Annotated in this window: 17 protein-coding genes; 15 read left to right on the top strand and 2 right to left on the bottom strand. The window is 36.4% G+C overall.

Annotation, left to right across the window (positions count from 1 at the left end):
- Positions 1-32 precede the first annotated feature (32 nt).
- Positions 33-3,656 carry a dynamin family protein gene (locus CIL05_RS11100; RefSeq protein ID WP_095655605.1) on the top strand — a complete coding sequence of 1,208 codons (3,624 nt, stop codon included), beginning with the start codon at positions 33-35 and terminating at the stop codon, positions 3,654-3,656.
- A 15-nt stretch (positions 3,657-3,671) separates the two neighbouring features.
- The gene (locus CIL05_RS11105) at positions 3,672-4,535 is read left to right on the top strand and encodes a 5'-3' exonuclease (RefSeq protein ID WP_095655606.1); all 864 of its coding nucleotides are present in this window, start codon (positions 3,672-3,674) and stop codon (positions 4,533-4,535) included.
- A gap of 273 nt (positions 4,536-4,808) precedes the next feature.
- Here the strand turns inward: CIL05_RS11105 and CIL05_RS11110 are convergent, their stop codons facing one another.
- Positions 4,809-5,657 (bottom strand): COX15/CtaA family protein, encoded by an 849-nt coding sequence (locus CIL05_RS11110; protein ID WP_165769107.1) that lies wholly within the window; start codon positions 5,655-5,657, stop codon positions 4,809-4,811.
- Between the two features lie 121 nt (positions 5,658-5,778).
- On the opposite strand from CIL05_RS11110, the gene CIL05_RS11115 reads away from it, so the two are divergent.
- From CIL05_RS11115 to CIL05_RS11145, 7 genes are all read left to right on the top strand, one after another.
- Entirely contained in the window at positions 5,779-6,633 is an 855-nt protein-coding gene (locus tag CIL05_RS11115; RefSeq protein WP_165769108.1) for a gamma-glutamylcyclotransferase family protein, read from the top strand.
- Positions 6,634-7,370: 737 nt separating this feature from the next.
- Entirely contained in the window at positions 7,371-8,705 is a 1,335-nt protein-coding gene (dsdA, locus tag CIL05_RS11120) for a D-serine ammonia-lyase (protein ID WP_095655609.1), read from the top strand.
- 119 nt (positions 8,706-8,824) lie between these two features.
- Positions 8,825-9,241 carry a PH domain-containing protein gene (locus CIL05_RS11125; protein WP_095655610.1) on the top strand — a complete coding sequence of 139 codons (417 nt, stop codon included), beginning with the start codon at positions 8,825-8,827 and terminating at the stop codon, positions 9,239-9,241.
- 252 nt (positions 9,242-9,493) lie between these two features.
- Positions 9,494-10,414 (top strand): cysteine synthase A, encoded by a 921-nt coding sequence (cysK, locus tag CIL05_RS11130; protein WP_095655611.1) that lies wholly within the window; start codon positions 9,494-9,496, stop codon positions 10,412-10,414.
- A 178-nt stretch (positions 10,415-10,592) separates the two neighbouring features.
- Entirely contained in the window at positions 10,593-10,943 is a 351-nt protein-coding gene (locus CIL05_RS11135; RefSeq protein WP_095655612.1) for a hypothetical protein, read from the top strand.
- Positions 10,944-10,949: 6 nt separating this feature from the next.
- Positions 10,950-11,165, top strand: a complete 216-nt coding sequence (locus tag CIL05_RS22925) for a CPBP family glutamic-type intramembrane protease (protein WP_369126507.1) — start codon at positions 10,950-10,952, stop codon at positions 11,163-11,165.
- 20 nt (positions 11,166-11,185) lie between these two features.
- Positions 11,186-11,857: a DNA alkylation repair protein gene (locus CIL05_RS11145; protein WP_276245342.1), complete on the top strand. Its 672-nt coding sequence runs from the start codon at positions 11,186-11,188 to the stop codon at positions 11,855-11,857.
- 15 nt (positions 11,858-11,872) lie between these two features.
- Here CIL05_RS11145 and CIL05_RS22230 read toward each other — a convergent pair whose 3' ends face one another.
- Entirely contained in the window at positions 11,873-12,034 is a 162-nt protein-coding gene (locus tag CIL05_RS22230; protein WP_165769109.1) for a hypothetical protein, read from the bottom strand.
- A 179-nt stretch (positions 12,035-12,213) separates the two neighbouring features.
- Between CIL05_RS22230 and CIL05_RS11150 the strand changes: the two genes are divergently transcribed.
- From CIL05_RS11150 to CIL05_RS11175, 6 genes are read left to right on the top strand one after another with little or no spacing between them, the layout of a single operon-like run.
- Positions 12,214-14,655: a DUF8725 domain-containing protein gene (locus CIL05_RS11150; protein WP_095655615.1), complete on the top strand. Its 2,442-nt coding sequence runs from the start codon at positions 12,214-12,216 to the stop codon at positions 14,653-14,655.
- Entirely contained in the window at positions 14,652-15,590 is a 939-nt protein-coding gene (locus tag CIL05_RS11155; protein WP_095655616.1) for an ABC transporter ATP-binding protein, read from the top strand. The genes CIL05_RS11150 and CIL05_RS11155 overlap by 4 nt, the downstream gene beginning before the upstream one ends.
- Positions 15,587-16,450 carry an ABC transporter permease gene (locus CIL05_RS11160; RefSeq protein WP_095655617.1) on the top strand — a complete coding sequence of 288 codons (864 nt, stop codon included), beginning with the start codon at positions 15,587-15,589 and terminating at the stop codon, positions 16,448-16,450. The genes CIL05_RS11155 and CIL05_RS11160 overlap by 4 nt, the downstream gene beginning before the upstream one ends.
- A complete protein-coding gene (locus tag CIL05_RS11165) occupies positions 16,443-18,026 on the top strand; it encodes a DUF8809 domain-containing protein (RefSeq protein ID WP_095655618.1) in 1,584 nt (527 codons plus the stop codon). Before CIL05_RS11160 ends, CIL05_RS11165 begins: the two co-directional genes overlap by 8 nt.
- Before the next feature lie 19 nt (positions 18,027-18,045).
- Positions 18,046-19,032 carry an AAA family ATPase gene (locus tag CIL05_RS11170; RefSeq protein WP_095655792.1) on the top strand — a complete coding sequence of 329 codons (987 nt, stop codon included), beginning with the start codon at positions 18,046-18,048 and terminating at the stop codon, positions 19,030-19,032.
- Positions 19,029-19,901, top strand: a complete 873-nt coding sequence (locus CIL05_RS11175) for a DUF58 domain-containing protein (RefSeq protein ID WP_095655619.1) — start codon at positions 19,029-19,031, stop codon at positions 19,899-19,901. Before CIL05_RS11170 ends, CIL05_RS11175 begins: the two co-directional genes overlap by 4 nt.
- Position 19,902 lies beyond the last annotated feature (1 nt).

The following is a 19,902-nucleotide window of genomic DNA, read 5'->3' on the forward strand; positions in this document are numbered from 1 at the left end:
GGAAATGTTAACGGAGAAAGGAAATACACGTTGTGATCGAATTAGAAACAAACCAAACCAAAACCAGTCTCACTCATTTAGCTGCATACCATAAGCTAATGCTTGCTAATGATGATGAGCAAAGTGCTAATAAAATACGTGAGCTATACGTCAAACTTGATAAAAATGAATTAATGATCAGTTTTGCCGGTCATTTTTCTGCTGGAAAATCATCGATGATTAATGCGCTTTTGAGTAAAGATATTTTACCAAAAAGCCCAATCCCAACAAGTGCAAATATCGTTAAAATTAATTCAGGGGATGGAGTTGCCCGTGTATTCTTTCATCATGATCATCCTGTTGAATACAAAGAACCATACGATCTTGACATGATTAAAGATTATTCCAAAGATAAGGATTCCATAAAGAAAATAGAAATCAGTACAGCAGAACAAATTGTTCCTGTTGGATGTTCTTTAGTGGATACACCAGGAATTGATGCAGCGGATGATGCCGACCGCGTTATGACGGAGGCTTCATTGCATTTAGTGGATGTATTGTTTTATGTAATGGATTACAATCATGTTCAATCAGAAGTCAATTTACAATTTCTAAAAGCACTTCAGGAAAAGTCCATTCCCTTTTATGTGATTATTAACCAGATTGATAAGCATGATGAAGAGGAATTAGCCTTTTCCAAGTTTAGTCATAGTATTAAACAAACGTTTGATCAATGGCAAATATTTCCAGAATGTGTTTTTTATTCTTCCTTACTGGATCCTGATGCAAAACATAATCAATTTATTGAGATAAAAGAAAAACTGTTTTCAATCATGGAAAAAGAAAAGGATTTATTTTTTAATTTAGACCAATCTGTCATACAGGTGATAAAAGAGCATAAACGATACCTTCAGCAAAAGTATGAAGAGAATTTGTCCCAATATGTGAGTGATGAGAGTGAGCTAGAAAATAATTTTGCCAGGATAGATGAGCTGGAAGAAAACAGGTTTATTTTACAAAGTGAACCTGATGAAATAGAAAAACTGTTTCAAAATGAATTAAATAATACATTGAAAAATGCTTATTTAATGCCTGCAGATTTAAGAGATAAAGCAACTGCTTTCCTAAAGTCACAGCAAAGTGATTTTAAAGTGGGATTATTTTCATCCAAAAGAAAAACGGCGGAGGAGAGGGAAGGCAGATTAGCAGCATTTGTCGGGCCGCTTCAGGAAAATATGGAAACAGCATTACAGTGGAAGTTACGCGATAAATTTACTAATCTAGTAAAGGACTATAAACTTAGTGATCCAGAGGTACAGAAACAGATTCATAACCTATCTGTTGTATACACAGGGGATAAACTGGTTGAGCTGATAAAGCCTGGTGCCAAAGTGACAGGGGATTCTGTCTTAAACTATACAAATGATGTGAGTGCAGATATTAAACAACAATTTAAATATAAAGCACGTACATTACTAACTGATGTCCAACGTGTAATCCAAAGTACCAACAAGGATAAACTAACTAAAATTGAAAAAGAACTGCAGGATTTATATCAAAAAAAGTCTCTTAGAGTAAAACAGGATGCCATCAAAACTGAATTAGCTGAAAAATTTGAGGAGATTGACATGGTTCCTGATGCATCTAATCCTGATGAGGAGGCTTGGAATCTGCTGCAAAGATATTTGGAAGCAGATCATACACAAATTATGCCGGCAGACCTGCCGATTAAACTCGAAAAATTTAAAGAAAATAATATACAATTGAATGAAATTGAAGAAAAAATAAATGAACCGACACAGTCTGTAAACCATGTTCTTGAAAGTATAAATAAAACAATTCAGACTATCGAAGGTTTGCCAGGCTTTCAGGCTATTATAAATGATCTGGAAGGAAAACATGATAGATTAAATAATCGTACCTATACCATTGCACTGTTTGGGGCTTTCAGTGCTGGTAAGTCATCCTTTGCCAATGCATTACTGGGTGAACGTGTACTACCGGTATCGCCAAACCCAACTACAGCAACTGTAAACAGGATTACACCTGTAACAAATAATTTCGGGCATGGAACAGTTGCCGTTACTTTAAAGAATGAAGATATGTTAATAAAAGATATTGAATTAATTACAAAACAATTTTCACCGCCAGCAACCAATCTGGAAGGCTTATTAAATTGGATTCAGGATAATCAAATACAGCAGAATTCAAAATTAAATAATATGTATCAGGCCTATTTACAAGCAATGCTTACCGGTTATCATTTAAACAAGGAATTTATTGGAAAAACACGGACAATCACACTTGATGAATTTGCTGCTTTTGTAACAGATGAAACTAAAGCATGTTATACCGAATCAATCGATTTATATTATGATTGCTCCATAACCAGACAAGGTATCACATTAGTAGATACACCTGGTGCAGATTCCGTCAATGCCCGCCATACGAATGTGGCTTTTGAATATATTAAGCATGCTGACGCTATTTTGTATGTAACCTATTATAATCACGCACTATCACATGCTGATAAGAACTTCCTTATGCAACTGGGACGTGTGAAAGAAGCCTTTGAACTTGATAAAATGTTTTTCATCGTAAATGCTGCTGACCTGGCAAAAGATGAAGAAGAGCTCCAGCTTGTTACAAATTATGTGCAGGAGCAATTAATTAAATTGGGAATACGCTTTCCAAAATTATATCCTGTTTCCAGCAGGCAATCACTTGAAAATAAACTGGATAATCATACATTGAATAACGAAATGCAACTTTTCGAGGATGAGTTTTATCATTTCATTCATAACGACCTTGCTGCAATAACTGTACAATCAGCATTATGGGATATCAATCGTACTTCTCAGTCTATGCAGGAATATATGAGATCAGTTAATCTTGATGAAAAGGAAAAAGAAACGTACCGAAAAGATTTACTGGCTGAAAAAACAGTGCTTGTTGACCATATAGAAAAGTTTGAAACAGGGGTCTATAAAGAACAAATTACTCAAAAAGTAGAAAAGCAATTATATTATGTAATGGAGAGACTTGGGATAAGATTTCATGATTTATTTAAGGAATCATTTAATCCGACCACTATCACTGAAACGGGTAAAAGCGCAAATCATCAATTAAGAACCAGCTTGGATAACTTACTGGGTTATACAAGCTTTGAGCTGCGTCAGGAACTTCAGGCAGTTTCCTTAAGAATGGAATCATTTGTTAAAACACTGCTGGTTGAGGTTCACAATGGGATGAAAAGTAAAAGCAGTGAAACGGGCGGAACACTTTTTTATCCCGATCTTTCCCCACAGGAGCTTGAAACTCCGGATTATAAAGAAGCTTTTGAGTCAATTGATATGAAACGATTTGATAAGGCCCTTGCAGGATTTAAAGGGACCAAGTCTTTCTTTGCAAAAAATGAAAAAGAAGTAATGAAAGAAAATATTTATCAGGAATTGGAACCAATTGCCGAGGAATATATTTACGAAAATAAATTAATTATGGATGATGCTTATATTAATCAATGGTCACATCTGATAGATGAAATGAAAGAGGCTGCTAAACATCATTTGGACAACCAAATGAATAACAAGTTGGAAGTTTTGACATCAGCTGTTGATATGAAAGTATTAACTGAAAAAAATAAGTCACTTTTAGAGATTTTGAAAAGTTACAGGTAGAGAGGATATATAAATATGAATAAAAATGAAGTATTGCTTGTCGATGGGATGGCTTTATTATTTCGTGGTTTTTTTGCTACTGCATTTCGCGGCAACTTTATGAAAACAAGTAAGGGTATACCGACAAATGGAATTTATCAATTTATGCGCTATTTTCTTGATGCTGTAGATAGGTTCAAACCTACACATGTTGTTTGTTGCTGGGACATGGGTAGTAAAACATTCCGTACGGAGCTTTACGATGGTTATAAAGCAAACAGGGGTGCTCCACCGGAAGAGTTGGTTCCGCAATTTGATCTGATAAAAGAGGTTGTCGAATCATTCAATATGCCAAATGTCGGGCTGGAAAACTATGAAGCTGATGATTGTATTGGTACATTGGCAAAAGTCTATGGAGTAGAAAATAATGTAACCATTCTTACAGGTGATCAGGATATTTTGCAGCTTGTTGATGAACAGGTTCGGGTAGCTATTATGCGAAAAGGACAAGGCAATTATGAGGTATTTGATCATGTTAATTTTTATGATAAAAAAGGAATTCAGCCAAGACAAGTAATAGATTTAAAGGGTTTAATGGGCGACTCTTCCGATAACTACCCAGGAGTCAAAGGGATCGGTGAAAAAACAGCCCTTAAGCTTATACAGGAATATGGATCTATTGATGAGTTGCTGGAGAATTTAGAGCAATTACCAAAGGGGATTCAAACAAAGATCAAAACGGACATGGATATGCTTCATTTATCTAGAAATCTGGCAGAAATTAAGTGTGATGTGCCAATTAGCTGCCACCTGGATACTGCACTTTGGGCATATGAAAAAGAAAAAATTATTTCCAAATTCGATGAACTGGAATTTAAAAATATGGCTAAACTTTTATAAAACCAAAACTAATAGCTGTAGAAAAAAGCTCCTGCACTCACATGCAGGAGCTTTTTTATTTTACTTCATCATTTTTTATAGTGTATAAATATTCATTATTTAATGTTGAGAACTCAGATATATTTTATACCCGGACGCGGTATATAGGGGTACCCCTCATGTTTTCAGGAATACGGTGTATGGGTATATGGAAAAGTGGCAGGGGTATAAAGGTGTTGTGTTAACTGAAACAAAAACAGAACCCATGTCATGTAGAATGAGTTCTGTTTCAGGTTAATTTTCAATAGCTATTCTGGCTTCCACAATAATTGCAAAGAGTAATGTTGCTGCAGCTAAATGCAATACAGCAAATGAAATTGCTACAAATGACAGGATTGTCATTACGCCAATTATAAGTTGTGCGAGTATAACCATTAATGAAAGGATCACACGAGTTCTTAAAATAGTAAGTTTCATTGATAGAACCTTATACGTAATATACAAAATATAAATCACAGTAATAATTGCCAATAGCCTGTGGGCAGTTTGTAATAACTCCGGAATGGATGCAGGTAAGATCGTATCTCCACAATCAAGCCAGCCACATGCCAATCCATAATGCTGATGTTTAATATATGCACCTATTCCCATTGTGAAAAATAGTAGTGCAATGAGTATATTTAAATGCCGTTTCATTACAAAGCCTTCACTATATTTGTTATAAGTGTATGGCACTTCATATCGCCAAAACCATATCAGCAAACCTAAGAAAATCATGGCAATTAGTAAATGCAGGGTAATAATAAATGATGGTAAATGGTAAAATACAACGATTGCACCCATGATCAGCTGTAACGTCAATAATCCAAGCATATAATTGGCAACTTTGTTTGCTAGTCTATTATTTTCCTTTTTCACTTTAATAAATAATAATATCGTCATAATAAAGAGTATGGCTCCAATTACCCGATGCCCGAATTCGATTAAAGTATCTCCTTGTAATTCCGGAATTACTTCACCATTACAAAGCGGCCAATCGGGTCCACAGCCCATCCCAGATTCAGATGATGCTACATACCCACCAAAAACAATTAAAAAATAGGTTAATATAATCGCCGATAAAGCTAATTTTTCCTTAGACAAACAGAACATCCCCTTTTAAAATATACAAACAATATTAGTGTAGCAAATAGTTTAATTCTTCTTTGTGCTTTGTATCACTTGGGTTATAATTTTATTAACGGGCAACGAGAGGAGGGATATATTGAAAGCTATTTTTGTTTACGGCACACTACGAAAAAATGAGAAAAACCATCATTATTTAAATAAGGCTGTTTGTTTATATGAACAGGCATGGATACATGGGAAATTATTTGATACGAAAAAGGGCTATCCGGTTATGAAAGAGGTAAACGGGGAGAAAATTTACGGGGAAGTATATCAAGTATCAGATGAACAATTAGCAACAATTAATCAATTGGAAGGATATACAGAGGATGGCCCCAATAATTTGTATGAGCGTAAAACGGTAACAGTACATGTTGATAACGAAAAAAAACTTGAAGCGATAACGTATATAACAGGGAAGTCTTTAGCAGATTCCAATTTAACTATTCCATTTGGTGATTGGAAGGTCTACCAATACCTGAAAAATAAGCCTTTATACTATTTTGCTTATGGTTCATGTATGGATGATGACCGATTTAAACTCGCAAATGTTCAGCATTATTTCCAATCGGTTTCTGGTAAAGGGGTTCTGGATAACCATGGATTTAGATTTTCCAGAAGCTCATCAGATGGAGGAAAGGCAGATATTATTGAATCACCCGGAGAAATAATTGAGGGGGTTGTTTATAAAATCCTTGTTGATGCTATGGATTATTTGTATGAGCGGGAAGGTGTTTTTGTAAATGCTTATCGTCCAGCGGTTGTTTCTCTTCAATTAAATAACAGTGAAATAATTGAGGCAATTACTTTTATCGGAACTGAAAAAGCAGATGAGACAAAACCTACAATAAAATATGCAACAGAAATTATCCGTGGAGCTGAAGGAATTCTGAGTGATCATTACATCGAAAAGCTAAAGCAGCGTATTAATAAATTAACGCTCTTTTCATAAATCCTGGGACTGCACTTCGTTCGCCCCGCCAAAATATTGTTACTTTTTAACTTTCGTAGCTTCTATATAAGACGACGTAGAATCAATAGTAGTAGTTCTCATTAACCGCTCCGGAAACACATTTCGCTTTCCGCGGGCGGCTGGTGAGCCTCCTCGTGCTACGCACTGCGGGGTCTCACCTATGCCTATCCTCCCGCTGGAGTCTTCATGTGTTTCCTCCGCTCGAATAGTGTTTTGTGATTTTTTAAAAAGTTCTTGATTAATTCAAACAAATACTTGCACATTTTTGGCAGTTGTTTGGAGCGGAGGACCGTTGACTCCTGCGGGAACAGCACGTGTCTGAAGACCCCGCAGAGTGGGTTTCTCGAGGAGGCTGAAGCCGTGCCCGCGTAAAGCAACGGTCCGCAGCGGAAAACAACCCAGCAGATACGTTGCAGTTTATATTCAATACGAGGATTAAAAATTAGATTCCAAGTACTCAAACATCATTAGAACGGAAAATAAACGTCACTAAAATGAATTTTCACTGTGTCATCCTTTACATCTAGTTCGGGGTAGATAACAACAAGCCTTTTGGTGGGGCGAGTAATCACAGTCGGTGGGACGAGCTGTGCGTAGTCCCAATCTAAAAGAAAACAGCCTAAATTAATGAAGTAAATGGATGTTGGCTTTTATACTTTTTATTGGGTGGAAATATATATAAATGATAGGATAGAAGTGAAAGCAGGTGAAGATATATGGCATTTACAGAAAAGGAAATAGATAATTATAAACAAAGCTTTCCTTTATTAGAAGAAATTATGGATTTGGAGCCAACCGTATGGCTGAATCCAGATTTAAAAGAAGCTCAAGTTACTCCAGAATTGCCTTTAACAAAAGAAGATATGATTGAAGCTGAAAAGTTGTGGATCCGTTTTGCGCCATTCTTAAAGAAAGCGCTTCCGAAATTGAATCATACCAATGGAATAATCGAATCCCCATTGAAAAATATTTCTAAAATGAAAGAAGTATTGGAAGCAAACTATCATTCAAAAATAAACGGTAATCTATATCTGAAATGTGATAATGAACTGCCGGTTGCCGGGTCAATAAAAGCAAGAGGCGGTTTTTATGAAGTACTTCACTATGCAGAATCATTAGCTATCGATGCAGGTTTAATAAATCGGGAAGAAAATTATGAAGCTTTCCAAATTGAATCATTTAAAGAATTCTTTCAGCAGTATTCCATCGGTGTAGGTTCAACAGGAAACCTTGGATTAAGTATTGGAATAATGAGTGCAAAGCTTGGCTTTAATGTATCTGTATACATGTCCCGTGATGCCAAACAGTGGAAAAAAGACCTGCTCCGTGAGAAAGGTGCAAAGGTTTTTGAGTTCGATGGGGACTTTAGTGTAGCAATTGACACTGGAAGGAAGCAGACATTAGCTGATCCAAAAGGCTATTTTGTTGATGATGAGAGCTCGAAGCATTTATTTTTAGGATATAGCACAGCTGCGTTTGAGCTGGAAGAGCAATTAAAGAAACAGGATATAAAGGTCGATAAGGATAACCCATTATTTGTTTATCTTCCATGCGGTGTAGGCGGATCTCCAGGCGGGATCACATTTGGATTAAAACAACTATTCGGCGACAATGTACACTGTTTCTTTGTGGAACCAACTCATTCTCCATCAGTGTTAATTGGATTACTGACAGGTAAAATGAATAAAGTCAGTGTACAGGACTTTGGTATCGATAATCTTACTGCAGCAGACGGGTTAGCTGTCGGAAGGCCATCAAGCTTTGCTACATCGATCAGTAAACATCTTATCAGCGGTATTTACACAATGGAGGATGATGAATTATATAAACTACTTGCATTGCTCTATGATTATGAAGATATTAATGTTGAACCATCGGCAACTGCTGGTATAATTGGCCCTCAGCGTATTAGTAAGACTAACTATACAGCTCAAGCGTTGGAAAATGCTACACATATTGCATGGTCAACTGGTGGAGCACTTGTACCGGAGGTGGATATGAAACAGTTTTATGAGAAAGGAAAACAAATCCTGGAAACTAAAAATATCTAATATATTATCCTGAAACTAGAAAACCTGTATCAAATACGATACAGGTTTTTGAAAATTTAGAAGGAAGTGGCTATAATGAAAAGGAACTCATTCAGGCTTAGTGCAGGAGGAATTTAAGAATGTATTTCCCGTCGAAGAGAGATTTATGGATTACAATGATTATATGGGGCATCGCATTATTGGCAATAGTTATCCCAATTGTCAATGGTGAACTATTTGCATTGGTATTTATGCTGCCACTGGCAGCATTATTACTCTGGTTTTGGTTCAGTACTGGATATAAAATAGATGATGATATGATTCGAGTGCGCTATGGCCCAATTCGATTAAAGATACCTGTGAAGAATATACAAATTATAAAGAAAAAGAAAAACCCGTTTACGGCCCCTGCCTTATCCATGGACAAGATTGAATTGGTCTCAGGCCGGTTTGATGTTATTTCCATTTCACCTGTAAACCAGGAGGAATTTTTAAGATTAATACTGGAAATTAATGAGGACATTACACTTGATAGTCGGCTAAAAATTAGGGAATAAATTTGGATTAAAGTACGTGTTCAAAAGGAGGATAAAAAGACCGAGAAGTTCGAGGCAGCGTAGCTTTGAGTACCGGAACGTATGCAATTAATACGCGAGGAAAGGGCTTGCACAGGATGTGCTGACTTCTACGTTGCCCACAGGACGTGGGCGAACTTAGTAGAAGATCCATTATCGCTAACGAAGAAATTCGATGAGTCATTTTTACCGGACTTTTTGAACGACCTCTAAAAGGGAGTGTGGTCTTAGATTATGAAAGTAGTAGAGAATATAACCGAATTAATTGGAAATACACCAATTGTAAAATTAAATAAACTTGTTCCAGATGAAGCAGCGGATATTTTTGTGAAACTGGAATCACTTAATCCAAGTAAAAGTGTAAAAGACCGTGCTGCATATAATATGATAAAAGTTGCTGAGGACGGGGGTCTAATTAAACCAGGGGATACGATCATTGAACCTACAAGCGGTAATACCGGTATCGGACTTGCAATGAATGCAGCAGCCAGGGGATATCAGGCCATACTCGTAATGCCTGATAACAGCACACCAGAAAGGCGTAATATACTTAAAGCCTACGGGGCAAAAGTTGTTTTAACCCGGAGTAAAGAAAAAATGCCTGGAGCAATAAAAAAAGCAATAGAAATTCAAAAGGAAATCCCAGGAAGCTTTATTCCACAACAATTTGAAAACATGGCAAATCCGGATATTCATAGAACTACTACTGCAATTGAAATCTATGAACAAATGAATGGAAAACTTGATGCGTTCGTTTGTACGGCAGGAACTGGTGGGACTGTTACGGGCACAGGTGAGGTATTGAAGGAAAAAATACCAGGATTACATATTGCGATTGCGGAACCAAAAGGATCACCGGTATTATCAGGTGGAAAACCTGGTAAACATAAGCTGGTAGGAACTAGCCCTGGATTTGTACCCGAAATATTGAATACAAGTATTTATGACGAAATCATGCAGATTCACGATGAAGACGCAGTTACTATGTTCAAAAACCTTGCTCAGCAGGAAGGATTGTTTATCGGATTGTCAGGTGCTGCAGCAATATTTGCAGCGATTGATATTGCGAAACGATTAGGTAAAGGAAAGAGAGTATTATGTATTGCTCCAGATACAGGTGAGCGGTATTTGAGTATGAATTTGTTTGATAACTAAGTTAGAGGGATCCTTTTTTAATTGTAGTAGATGGATCCCTTCCTGAGTTAATATGAAGGAAAGTTTTAACAGATTGCTAGGTGATAGAATGAAATCAAGATTTCAATTTATAGTAATTAGCACATTAATAACTTGTATTATTTTAGCCTTCATCGAACATGGGTTGGAGATTAATTATGTGATTAAAACAGTTTCTAAAATCTGTTTATTCTTTTTAACTATATGGATTTATATAAGGATATTTAAAGATTTCCGTTTTAAAGATGTGTTGCTTATTCAAAAAATGGAGAAGCAAGATTGGATTAGATTACTGTTATTAGGGATAAGTTCTGCGGGTATTGTGCTAATTGCCTATTTGTCTTTACTGCCTTTTTTTGATGTAGCTCTGATAAAAAAAGATTTAACTGACAGATTGGAATTTAATGCAGCAGGATTCGTTTTCGTTGGCTTATATATATCATTCGGTAATTCATTTATTGAAGAATACTTCTTTAGAGGGTTTATATTTTTTAACTTACCAAGGAAGTGAGCATACATTTACAGTCCGTTGCTATTTGCAATTTACCATATACCTATGATCATGCTATGGTTTGGCCCAATGTTAATCCTATTATGCTTCGTGGGACTTTGGATCATTGGCTTGGTATTCCATAAGGTAAATGAAAAAAATAGAACAATATGGTCCTCATGGATTATACATATTTGTGCAGATATTATGATTATTGTAATTGGTTTTACAATATTTTACTAGACGAAGAGGAGGTAAAGACTTTGGAATATTTAATACGACTATTTGAGGAGAATCGGTGTACAGAAAATGGGATACCAATGCAAAAATATATGAAAAATAAATTTCCCTTTCTGGGTATTAAATCACCTGAAAGAAGAGAAATCATGAGAATTTTTTACGAAGAAAGCGGAATACTTAAACGATCTTTTCAAAAAGATTTTGTTTTAACCTTATGGGAAAAAGAAGAGAGAGAATATCAGAATGCTGCGCTTGATTATATTGAAAAATCTATGAAAAAATTAGGTAAAAAGGAACTACCTCTTATGGAAGAACTGATCACAACAAAATCCTGGTGGGATACGGTTGATATGTTAGCCCAGAAACCTGTTGGAAAGATAGCCAGGGATTTCCCTGAGGTAATTCCGGAAACAATTGAGAGATGGGCGTATGGAGATGATTTATGGCTACGACGTTCATCAATTCTCTTTCAATTAAAATATAAAGAAGTGACAGATGAAAAATTATTATATCGATATATACTAAAAAATGCAGCAAGCAAGGATTTTTTTATTCAAAAAGCAATTGGCTGGGCGTTAAGAGAATATTCTAAGACAAATCCAGCGTCAGTTAAACAATTTATTGCAAACCATGAGCTGCCAAAACTTAGTATTCGTGAAGGTAGCAAGTATTTGATTAAAATGGAACAAAAGTAATTTAAACTTTCGTACTCATGCTGCATTTATTTCATCGTCATCGTTTTCATTTATTTGCTTTATATTCTTCCGCTTAACATCCCAGAAATAAACGCTTGGAAGCCCCCAGATTATCCAATAGTCGTGTGCCAGGGAAGTTCCAACAAATAACAGCATTTGCCAGTCAAATTGTCTCATCTAACGTCTCCTCTCGTTATTATTAGTTATATGATGGTGAAACCTTGTCTTAGAAGTCATTTAGATAATTTCTTAGTATTTCTCACTACTATATATTTTCTAAATATTCTATGCTAGTATAGTTCTTATATTTCAAAAAATAATTATTTTGGTAAGTAGTTTTACAAGGGGGAAGTTTTGTGAAATCATACATACGTTTGTTCATTTTTATTTCTATATTAATATGTCTCATTATTCCGCAAAGTGTATCGGCAGAGGAGAATATTGACATTTCGATTGAATACGGAATCGATGGGAAGGTGCAAATTGGCAAAGGGTTTCCGATGACGATTACCTTAACGAATCAAAGCGAGGACCTTTCCGGTGACCTTGTTATATTTTCAAATCCAAACTATAGCACACAAGGGAATATTGTTGTTCCAGTTGAGCTTCCAAAAGGAGAGGAGAAAAAGATAAAGGTTTCTGTTCCGGGGCATGGTGATAATTTTTATTACCAGCAGCAACAGAGTAATAAGGACTCCTTTATTCGTTTTTATAAAGGGGGCTGGGAAGAAGGAAAAGAACTCAAGCTATCATCAGATAAAAAATTCAATCCTGGTTTTTTTCCGGAAAATCGCCTGGTTATGGGAGTATTAAGTGATTCACCTGATTCATTGAATTTTTTAAAGCTAACAAAGTATAATGCAGAAGCTATTGAATTTATCACACTTGAGGAAGATGATCTGTCAAATGACGCTATTGGCCTTGAAATGTTTGATGTTCTGCTGATTAATGATTATAATTTATCGAATATTTCTGTGGAGAAACAGAAAGCTGTTAAGAACTGGATTAGATCCGGTGGACATTTAATGATTGGAAGTAATCCGGGATTATCCCAGCAGCTTGGTGAAATTAATGAATTATCTCTTTTACATATAAATGATCAAACATCATTTGATGATCTGAATTTCTTATCAACAGCGGAAGATGAACAAACTCCTTCCTTTAGCAAAGTTGAAATTGTGACTGGAGACGTTGTGGAGAATTCGAAAGTCCAATATGCTGAGGATTCTCTGCCAATGGTATTGAATAAAAGTTTTGGGCTTGGAGAGGTTACACAATTTGCTTTTAATGTTGGGAGTCAGACTTTATCAACATGGGAACCTTATTCAGTTTGGTGGGGAGATGTTCTTCAAAAAACGGTTGACAAAGACATCCATGGCCAGCAGCGGTATATGATGGAAGATCTATCCAATCAAATGGGAAATATAGTTAATGCCTTTCCATCATCATTTTTACCACTGACAGTATTAATTGTCCTATTTGTTATTTATCTGGCTTTTCTAATTCCTGGTCTCTATTTTATTTTGAAAAAATTTGATAAACGGGAAAGTTCATGGTGGATTATTCCAACTGTTGCACTGATCACGACAATATGTATTTTCATTGTTGGAGCAAAGGATCGAATAGCTGGTTCTCAAACAAATGATATTAGTGTACTTGCCATTGATGATACCGGATTGGCAAGTGGTTATGGGGCAGTATCGATTCTAACAAATAGTGGGGGAGACTATGCTTTAACAGTTAAGCCAAAAGGATTTAATCCATTCCCACTCAGTAATGATTTTCGTTATGATGATATGAAGTTGGATTATGCCATGATTGAAAAAGGGCAGGAACAGACAAAGTTAACTTTTAATGATGTTGAATATTGGTCCATTCGTTCAGCTGCCGGTGATATTCAATCAATTGATATGGGTAAGTTAACTTCAGATTTAAAGATTGAAAACCAGCAGCTTGTCGGTAAAGTAAATAGTTCACTTTCACTTGACCTGGATGAGGCATTTTTACTATCCGGAGGGAAAGCATATTCGCTTGGAGGGATAAATGCAGGGGAAAGCACGGATGTTTCACTGGAGCTTGATAAATCGGATACACTGGTTAGTGCTCCAAGGTCAACTGTTATATCTTCTGTATTTCCCGGGGCTTCTAATTCCGTTTATGGCAGTGGAGGCGGTCCTGCTAATCAGGAAGGTTTAAGTGATTGGAAAAAGCAGGAGTTATTAAATATTATGTTGAACCATAAAATTCATCAATCTAATCTAAATCAGCCTTTAATAGCAGGATTTACTAATGATTCCATGATCAACGTTGAAATGGACAAGAAACAGGCAGATTCTACTTCATTGACATTAATTACTCAAGCTGTTGAGGTTATTCCATCACTTGATGGTGATTTTACTCTAACAGAAAAAACGCTGCAAACTGATTTTTCTGTTTTGGAAGGAACGAATGCAAACATCCTTCATAATGGAATGGTAGAGGGAGACAATTTTGTAGCGGTTGAAGCAGGTAAATACCAGTTGACCTACCGATTACCTGACCAGATTAAAAAGGACGATTTAAATATTAATAAGCTTGAGCTAAATCTGCCGCAAACAAGTAGTGCTGCATTTTCCATCTTCAATGCTGAAAAAGACAAATTTCTGCCATTAGATGACCGTTCATTTACAGTTGAGGAAAACGCAAATGAGTTTCTGTCAGAAGATGGCTCAATTGTAATTGTATTTGAAAAAGCCAATATGGATAACCCTGAGGTTCGTGTTCCTGCGATCAGCCTGGAAGGAGCGTACAAAAATTGATTGAGACAATAAATTTGACTAAAAAATACGGTTCATTTACAGCATTGAACTCACTGAATCTCAAAATTGAAAAGGGAACGGTTTTTGGATTTGTTGGTCATAATGGTGCAGGGAAATCAACGACTTTCTCGATCCTGGCCACATTACTTGCCCCAACTTCCGGTGCTGCTTATGTTAATGGATATGATGTGATAAAAGAACCAAAGAAAGTTCGTAATCATATTGGCTATATGCCAGACTTTTTTGGAGTATATGATCAATTTAAAACAATTGAGTATCTCGATTTTTATGGAGCTAGTTATGGGATCCCGCAAAGTGAAAGACAAGCGCTGATTCCTCAGTTATTAGAGCTTGTCAATCTATCACATAAACAAGATGATTATGTTGATTTACTATCCCGTGGAATGAAGCAGCGGCTATGTTTGGCGCGATCACTCATTCATGATCCCGAGGTTCTCATTTTAGACGAACCTGCTTCAGGATTGGATCCACGTGCACGAATTGAAATGAGAGAAATATTGAAAGAACTCAAAAATATGGGGAAAACCATTATTATCTCATCACATATACTTCCGGAACTTGCAGAGATGTGTGATGAAATTGGTGTTATAACGAATGGCGAGCTGGTAGCATCCGGATCTGTTGCTTCCATACAACAACAATTACAGGCAAATAAAGTGATCAATGTAAAGCTTGCAACAGATATTGAAAAAGCAATTTTACTTTTCGAGGATGATCCAAAAGTATCAACAATTACCAAACATGAAAGGTATGAAAATACATTTACCTTTGCCTTTACCGGAAGTGAATTAGAACAAATTGCATTATTAAAAAAGGCACTTGATCAGGAACTTCCCATTTTAAGCTTTAGTCAGGAAGAATCAAACCTAGAGGATGTCTTTCTGGAAATTACGAAAGGGGTGGATTTCTCATGAAGTCATTATTAATAAACCCTGTGTTAAATAAAGAAATCAAACTCCGCTTTCGTTCATTTAAAAGCTTTTTAGGCGTATTTTTTTATTTGTTTGCATTAGGCGGTATTGCAATTGGTTTTATTTTAATGAATACCGTTTTTTCCTATAATGCTTCAGCAATATTTCGTCCGGAACAAAGCAGGACAATGTTTATGGTTTTATCCTTTGTTCAAATGGCATTAATCCTGTTTATGACGCCTGGTTTAACATCTGGAGTTATCAGTGGGGAACGGGAACGCCAAACCTTAAATATTTTACTTACCACCCCACAATCGTCAACAAGCATCATCCTAAGTAAGCTTATTTCATCCATTGCTTATCTGTTGTTAATGATGGTCGCTTCTCTTCCTTTATACAGTATTGTATTTCTTTTTGGTGGGGTTTCACCAGCTTTGCTTGGAGCAACATTCGGGTTATACTTTATCACCATGCTGGCAATTGGAAGTATAGGGATCCTGTTTTCTACATTAATTAGAAAAACAATTATAGCTACAATAATTACGTATGGAATCACGTTGTTCTTTACTGCTGGAACTGCTATTTTAACGATGATTGGAATGCAGTTTGTCAACTTTCAAAATTTAAATCAAACTTCTGTTATGCCGTACATTACATCGATGTTTAATCCGTTTATCATTTTACTTGCTTCGTTTGAGGAAGGTGTTACAAATGAAATAAACAGTATGTCCGGAATAGAGTTTTCCTTAATAACCGGTTTTGTTCTCTCATTTTTACTGATCAGTTTCATTTGTTTGTTTATTAGCATTAAAAAACTTCGTCCCAAAATGAAAGCGAAAAAGGAGCTGCCTGAGGGTGAATGAGATTAAGCAATTTTTATCAATGTTAAAGCTAACCAAACGAAAGCTACTAATCGAACATTACATTCGTTATTTTCATACAGGCTTATTACTGTCAGGAATTACAGTATTTCTTATTGCGTTAATTGCACGGATTTTTGTACTTTTATATGTTAATCAAATCATGATCATCCTGGCTGGTATTATTATACTTCTTTCCATAATCACAGCCTTTATTAAGAAACCTGATAATTATCATGCTGCAGTTTTATATGATAATTATGTTTCTGAAGATAGGGTAAAGACAGCACTAACTTATCTAAAGGATGAATCTGATTTTAGTCGATTACAGCGTCGTGATGCATTATTGCATATGAAAAGATCTATACCGGATAAAGAAAATAGAAGGCTTAAATTATTTCATGGGAAAAAAATAGTTATGATAGCTTTTCTTTGTATAATAGCAGCTTTATCAGTAATCTATCCAAATAATGTTATGGAAATTGCAAAGCAGCAGGAGAAAGATGAAGAAATAGCAAAAGAAACAAAAGAGGAAATTAAGCAATTATCCGATGAAGAAAAAGAAAATGAGCAATTGGAAGAATTGGAAAAGCAAACAAAAGACATCAAAAATAGTGATGAATTATTAGCGGAGCTATTGGAAAAAGAAGCAAGCCTGGAAGAAAAGAAACAGAAAGCTTCAAAGAATGAGCAACAATTGAAGGAACTTGCTAAAGCAGCAGATGAATTTAAAGATCTGGCTGATGCTTTGAACCAGGGCGATTCTAAAGAGATGCAGGAGGCAATCAAAAAACTGGAGGAAAAGCTGCCTGCATTGTCTGAGCAACAGCAGGAAACATTAGAAAACCTGCTATCTGAGGTAACAGGAAATGAAATAAATAATATTTCTGAACTGACTGAGGACCAAATAGAAAATCTTTTGGCTTCTATGGAAGAACAGCTTGAAAACCTGATTAATAGTACCGGATCTTTAAATCAATTAGCAAATTCCCAAGAGAAATTACAGCAGCTGGCAAGTTCATTAAATCAAAATATGACGGATGCAGGATTATCCAACGCTAGTCAGCTTTCTTTTGCTTCTCAAAGTCCTGGTAATCAAAATAATGGAAATTCCCAAAGTCAAGATGGGCAATCATCTAATGATGGTAATGGAAATTCAAGTGGCCAAGGTCAAAATGGAAATGGAGAAGGGTCAGGTAATGGAAACGGATCAGGATCCGGAAGTGGGTCCGGAAATGGGTCAGGCTCCGGAAGCGGAAGTGGCAGTGGATCTGGAAGTGGAACAGGATCTGGACCGGGAGCTGGTGTTGGACAGGGTTCCCGTGAGTTAACTATACCCGAAAAAATAGATGGGGATGAATCTGTAGAAAATGATTATGGCGAGTTAGGTGAAGGTAGTGGACAGCAGCAAACAGCACCTGAGGCTCCTGTACTTAAGGGTACACTGCGCTCCTATGAAGAAGTATACGGAAATTATGAAAATACGTACCGTGAGAGTGTGGATAGGATGGATTTACCTGATTATCTGGAAGATGTAGTAAAGGATTATTTTAGTGATCTTAATCCGGAGGGGGAATAATGAATTGCCTGATATTGAGATGAAAGAAAAAAGCTTACAGGAAACAATCGATAAAACTGCTGCAGTAAAAGCAGAAATAGCAACATTTATTGTCGGTCAGGATGAGGTTATTGATCAGGTGTTATGGACAATTGTCGCAGGTGGACATGCATTGCTTGAAGGATTGCCGGGCCTGGGGAAAACAATGCTTGTTCGAACAATTTCAGATGTGATGGATCTAAAGTTTTCCAGAATTCAATTCACACCTGATCTAATGCCTTCAGATATAACCGGAACAATGATGATAGAGCCGTCTGAAGATGGGAAGCAATCATTTGTATTTCACGAAGGGCCGATATTTGCAAATATTGTGCTGGCAGACGAAATCAACCGGGCTACACCAAAAACACAAAGCTCCCTGCTTGAAGCAATGGGAGAAAGAACAGTTACTGTTATGGGAGATACGAAGCACCTTCAGCAGCCCTTCTTTGTACTGGCAACACAGAATCCGATTGATCTTGAAGGTACATATCCGTTACCTGAGGCACAGATGGATCGTTTTTTGGTAAAAATTAATATTGACTATCCATCAAGAGATGAATTAAAACAGATTGCTGTGAGTACCACTGGAACACTATCACAAAACATATCAAAGATTATAGATGCCAAGGGCTTAATTGAAATTCAGCAATTGGCTTTGGAATTACTTGTTTCAGAAGAAATCCTGGATTATGCGGTTAATCTTATCATGGCGACACATCCGGGAAATGAGAGTTCTCCGGAGTCTGTGAAGAAATTTGTTCGATATGGATCAGGACCGCGGGGATTGCAAAGTCTGATTAAAATTGCAAAAGCACGTGCACTTATGAATGGCAGGTACCATGTTTCCAAAGGCGATATTAAGCATGCTGCAAGGCCTGTACTAAGACATCGTCTTTTCCTCAATTTTGAAGGAGAAGCAACAGGTATCACCAGTGAAGAAATTATTAATGAAATTATAGCAGCAATCGGTTCTGGTATGTCATGAAAGAACTTTTAACAAGCACACTGATGTATAGGCTTTCAAAGCATCAATTACAATCAGGAAAAATGAAGCGTGGCCACCATAAAGGTGGCAGGCGCTCTACAAGAACCGGAACATCTCTGGAATTCTCTGACTATCGCAATTACCAGCCAGGTGACGATTTACGATTAATTGACTGGAATGTATTTGCGCGAACTAATAAGCATTATATTAAACGATTTTTGGATGAACAGGAATTAGTTGTTTCCATTTACGTTGATTGTTCAAAATCAATGGCAGTAATCCCTGAGAAGTGGAAATTTGCCAAAGGCCTTGCTGCAGCACTGGGATATTTGTCTCTGTCAAGTGATGATCGGGTGGGTGTTTTCCCAATTGGCTCAGAAACTCATCCGTTTATGTATAAAAAAGGACGGGCATTTTCCAATCGACTGGTTCATTATATGGACGAATTAAAGTCAAATGAAGATCTATTTACACTTTCAAATACGGTTTCGAAGTTGATTCAGCCGAGATCCAGTGTAACGATTTTGATTAGTGATTTACTGGAACCCATTGAGGAAATAGAAGCATCACTAAAAAAGTTACAAGCCTATAAGCAGGAGCTGTTTGTAATTCAAGTATTGACAGAAGAAGAAATGAATCCAGCTTACCAGGGAGACTTGGAATTAATTGATAGTGAAACAAGTGAGTATTTGAATGTAACGATGAGTGGACCGGTAAAAAGGCAATATCAAAACAGACTAAAGGACCAGACTGATCATATTCAGAAGTTTTGCCATATGAGAGGGATTGGTTTTGTCCAGTGTCAGTCTAATTATTCTTTAGAAGAAATTATTTTTAAAAAACTAACAGCTAAAGGATGGATCAAGTGAG

It is taken from the genome of Virgibacillus profundi (assembly GCF_002287375.1).
GTDB lineage: Bacteria > Bacillota > Bacilli > Bacillales > Amphibacillaceae > Virgibacillus_K > Virgibacillus_K profundi.

What these genes read in the sequence shown, in the direction of transcription:
- CIL05_RS11175 (WP_095655619.1), top strand. Translation starts at nt 19,029, where the DNA reads ATGAAAGAACTTTTAACAAGCACACTGATGTATAGGCTTTCAAAGCAT.
- CIL05_RS11105 (WP_095655606.1), top strand. Translation starts at nt 3,672, where the DNA reads ATGAATAAAAATGAAGTATTGCTTGTCGATGGGATGGCTTTATTATTT.
- cysK (WP_095655611.1), top strand. Translation starts at nt 9,494, where the DNA reads ATGAAAGTAGTAGAGAATATAACCGAATTAATTGGAAATACACCAATT.
- CIL05_RS11125 (WP_095655610.1), top strand. Translation starts at nt 8,825, where the DNA reads ATGTATTTCCCGTCGAAGAGAGATTTATGGATTACAATGATTATATGG.
- dsdA (WP_095655609.1), top strand. Translation starts at nt 7,371, where the DNA reads ATGGCATTTACAGAAAAGGAAATAGATAATTATAAACAAAGCTTTCCT.
- CIL05_RS11160 (WP_095655617.1), top strand. Translation starts at nt 15,587, where the DNA reads ATGAAGTCATTATTAATAAACCCTGTGTTAAATAAAGAAATCAAACTC.
- CIL05_RS11170 (WP_095655792.1), top strand. Translation starts at nt 18,046, where the DNA reads ATGAAAGAAAAAAGCTTACAGGAAACAATCGATAAAACTGCTGCAGTA.
- CIL05_RS22230 (WP_165769109.1), bottom strand. Translation starts at nt 12,034, where the DNA reads ATGAGACAATTTGACTGGCAAATGCTGTTATTTGTTGGAACTTCCCTG.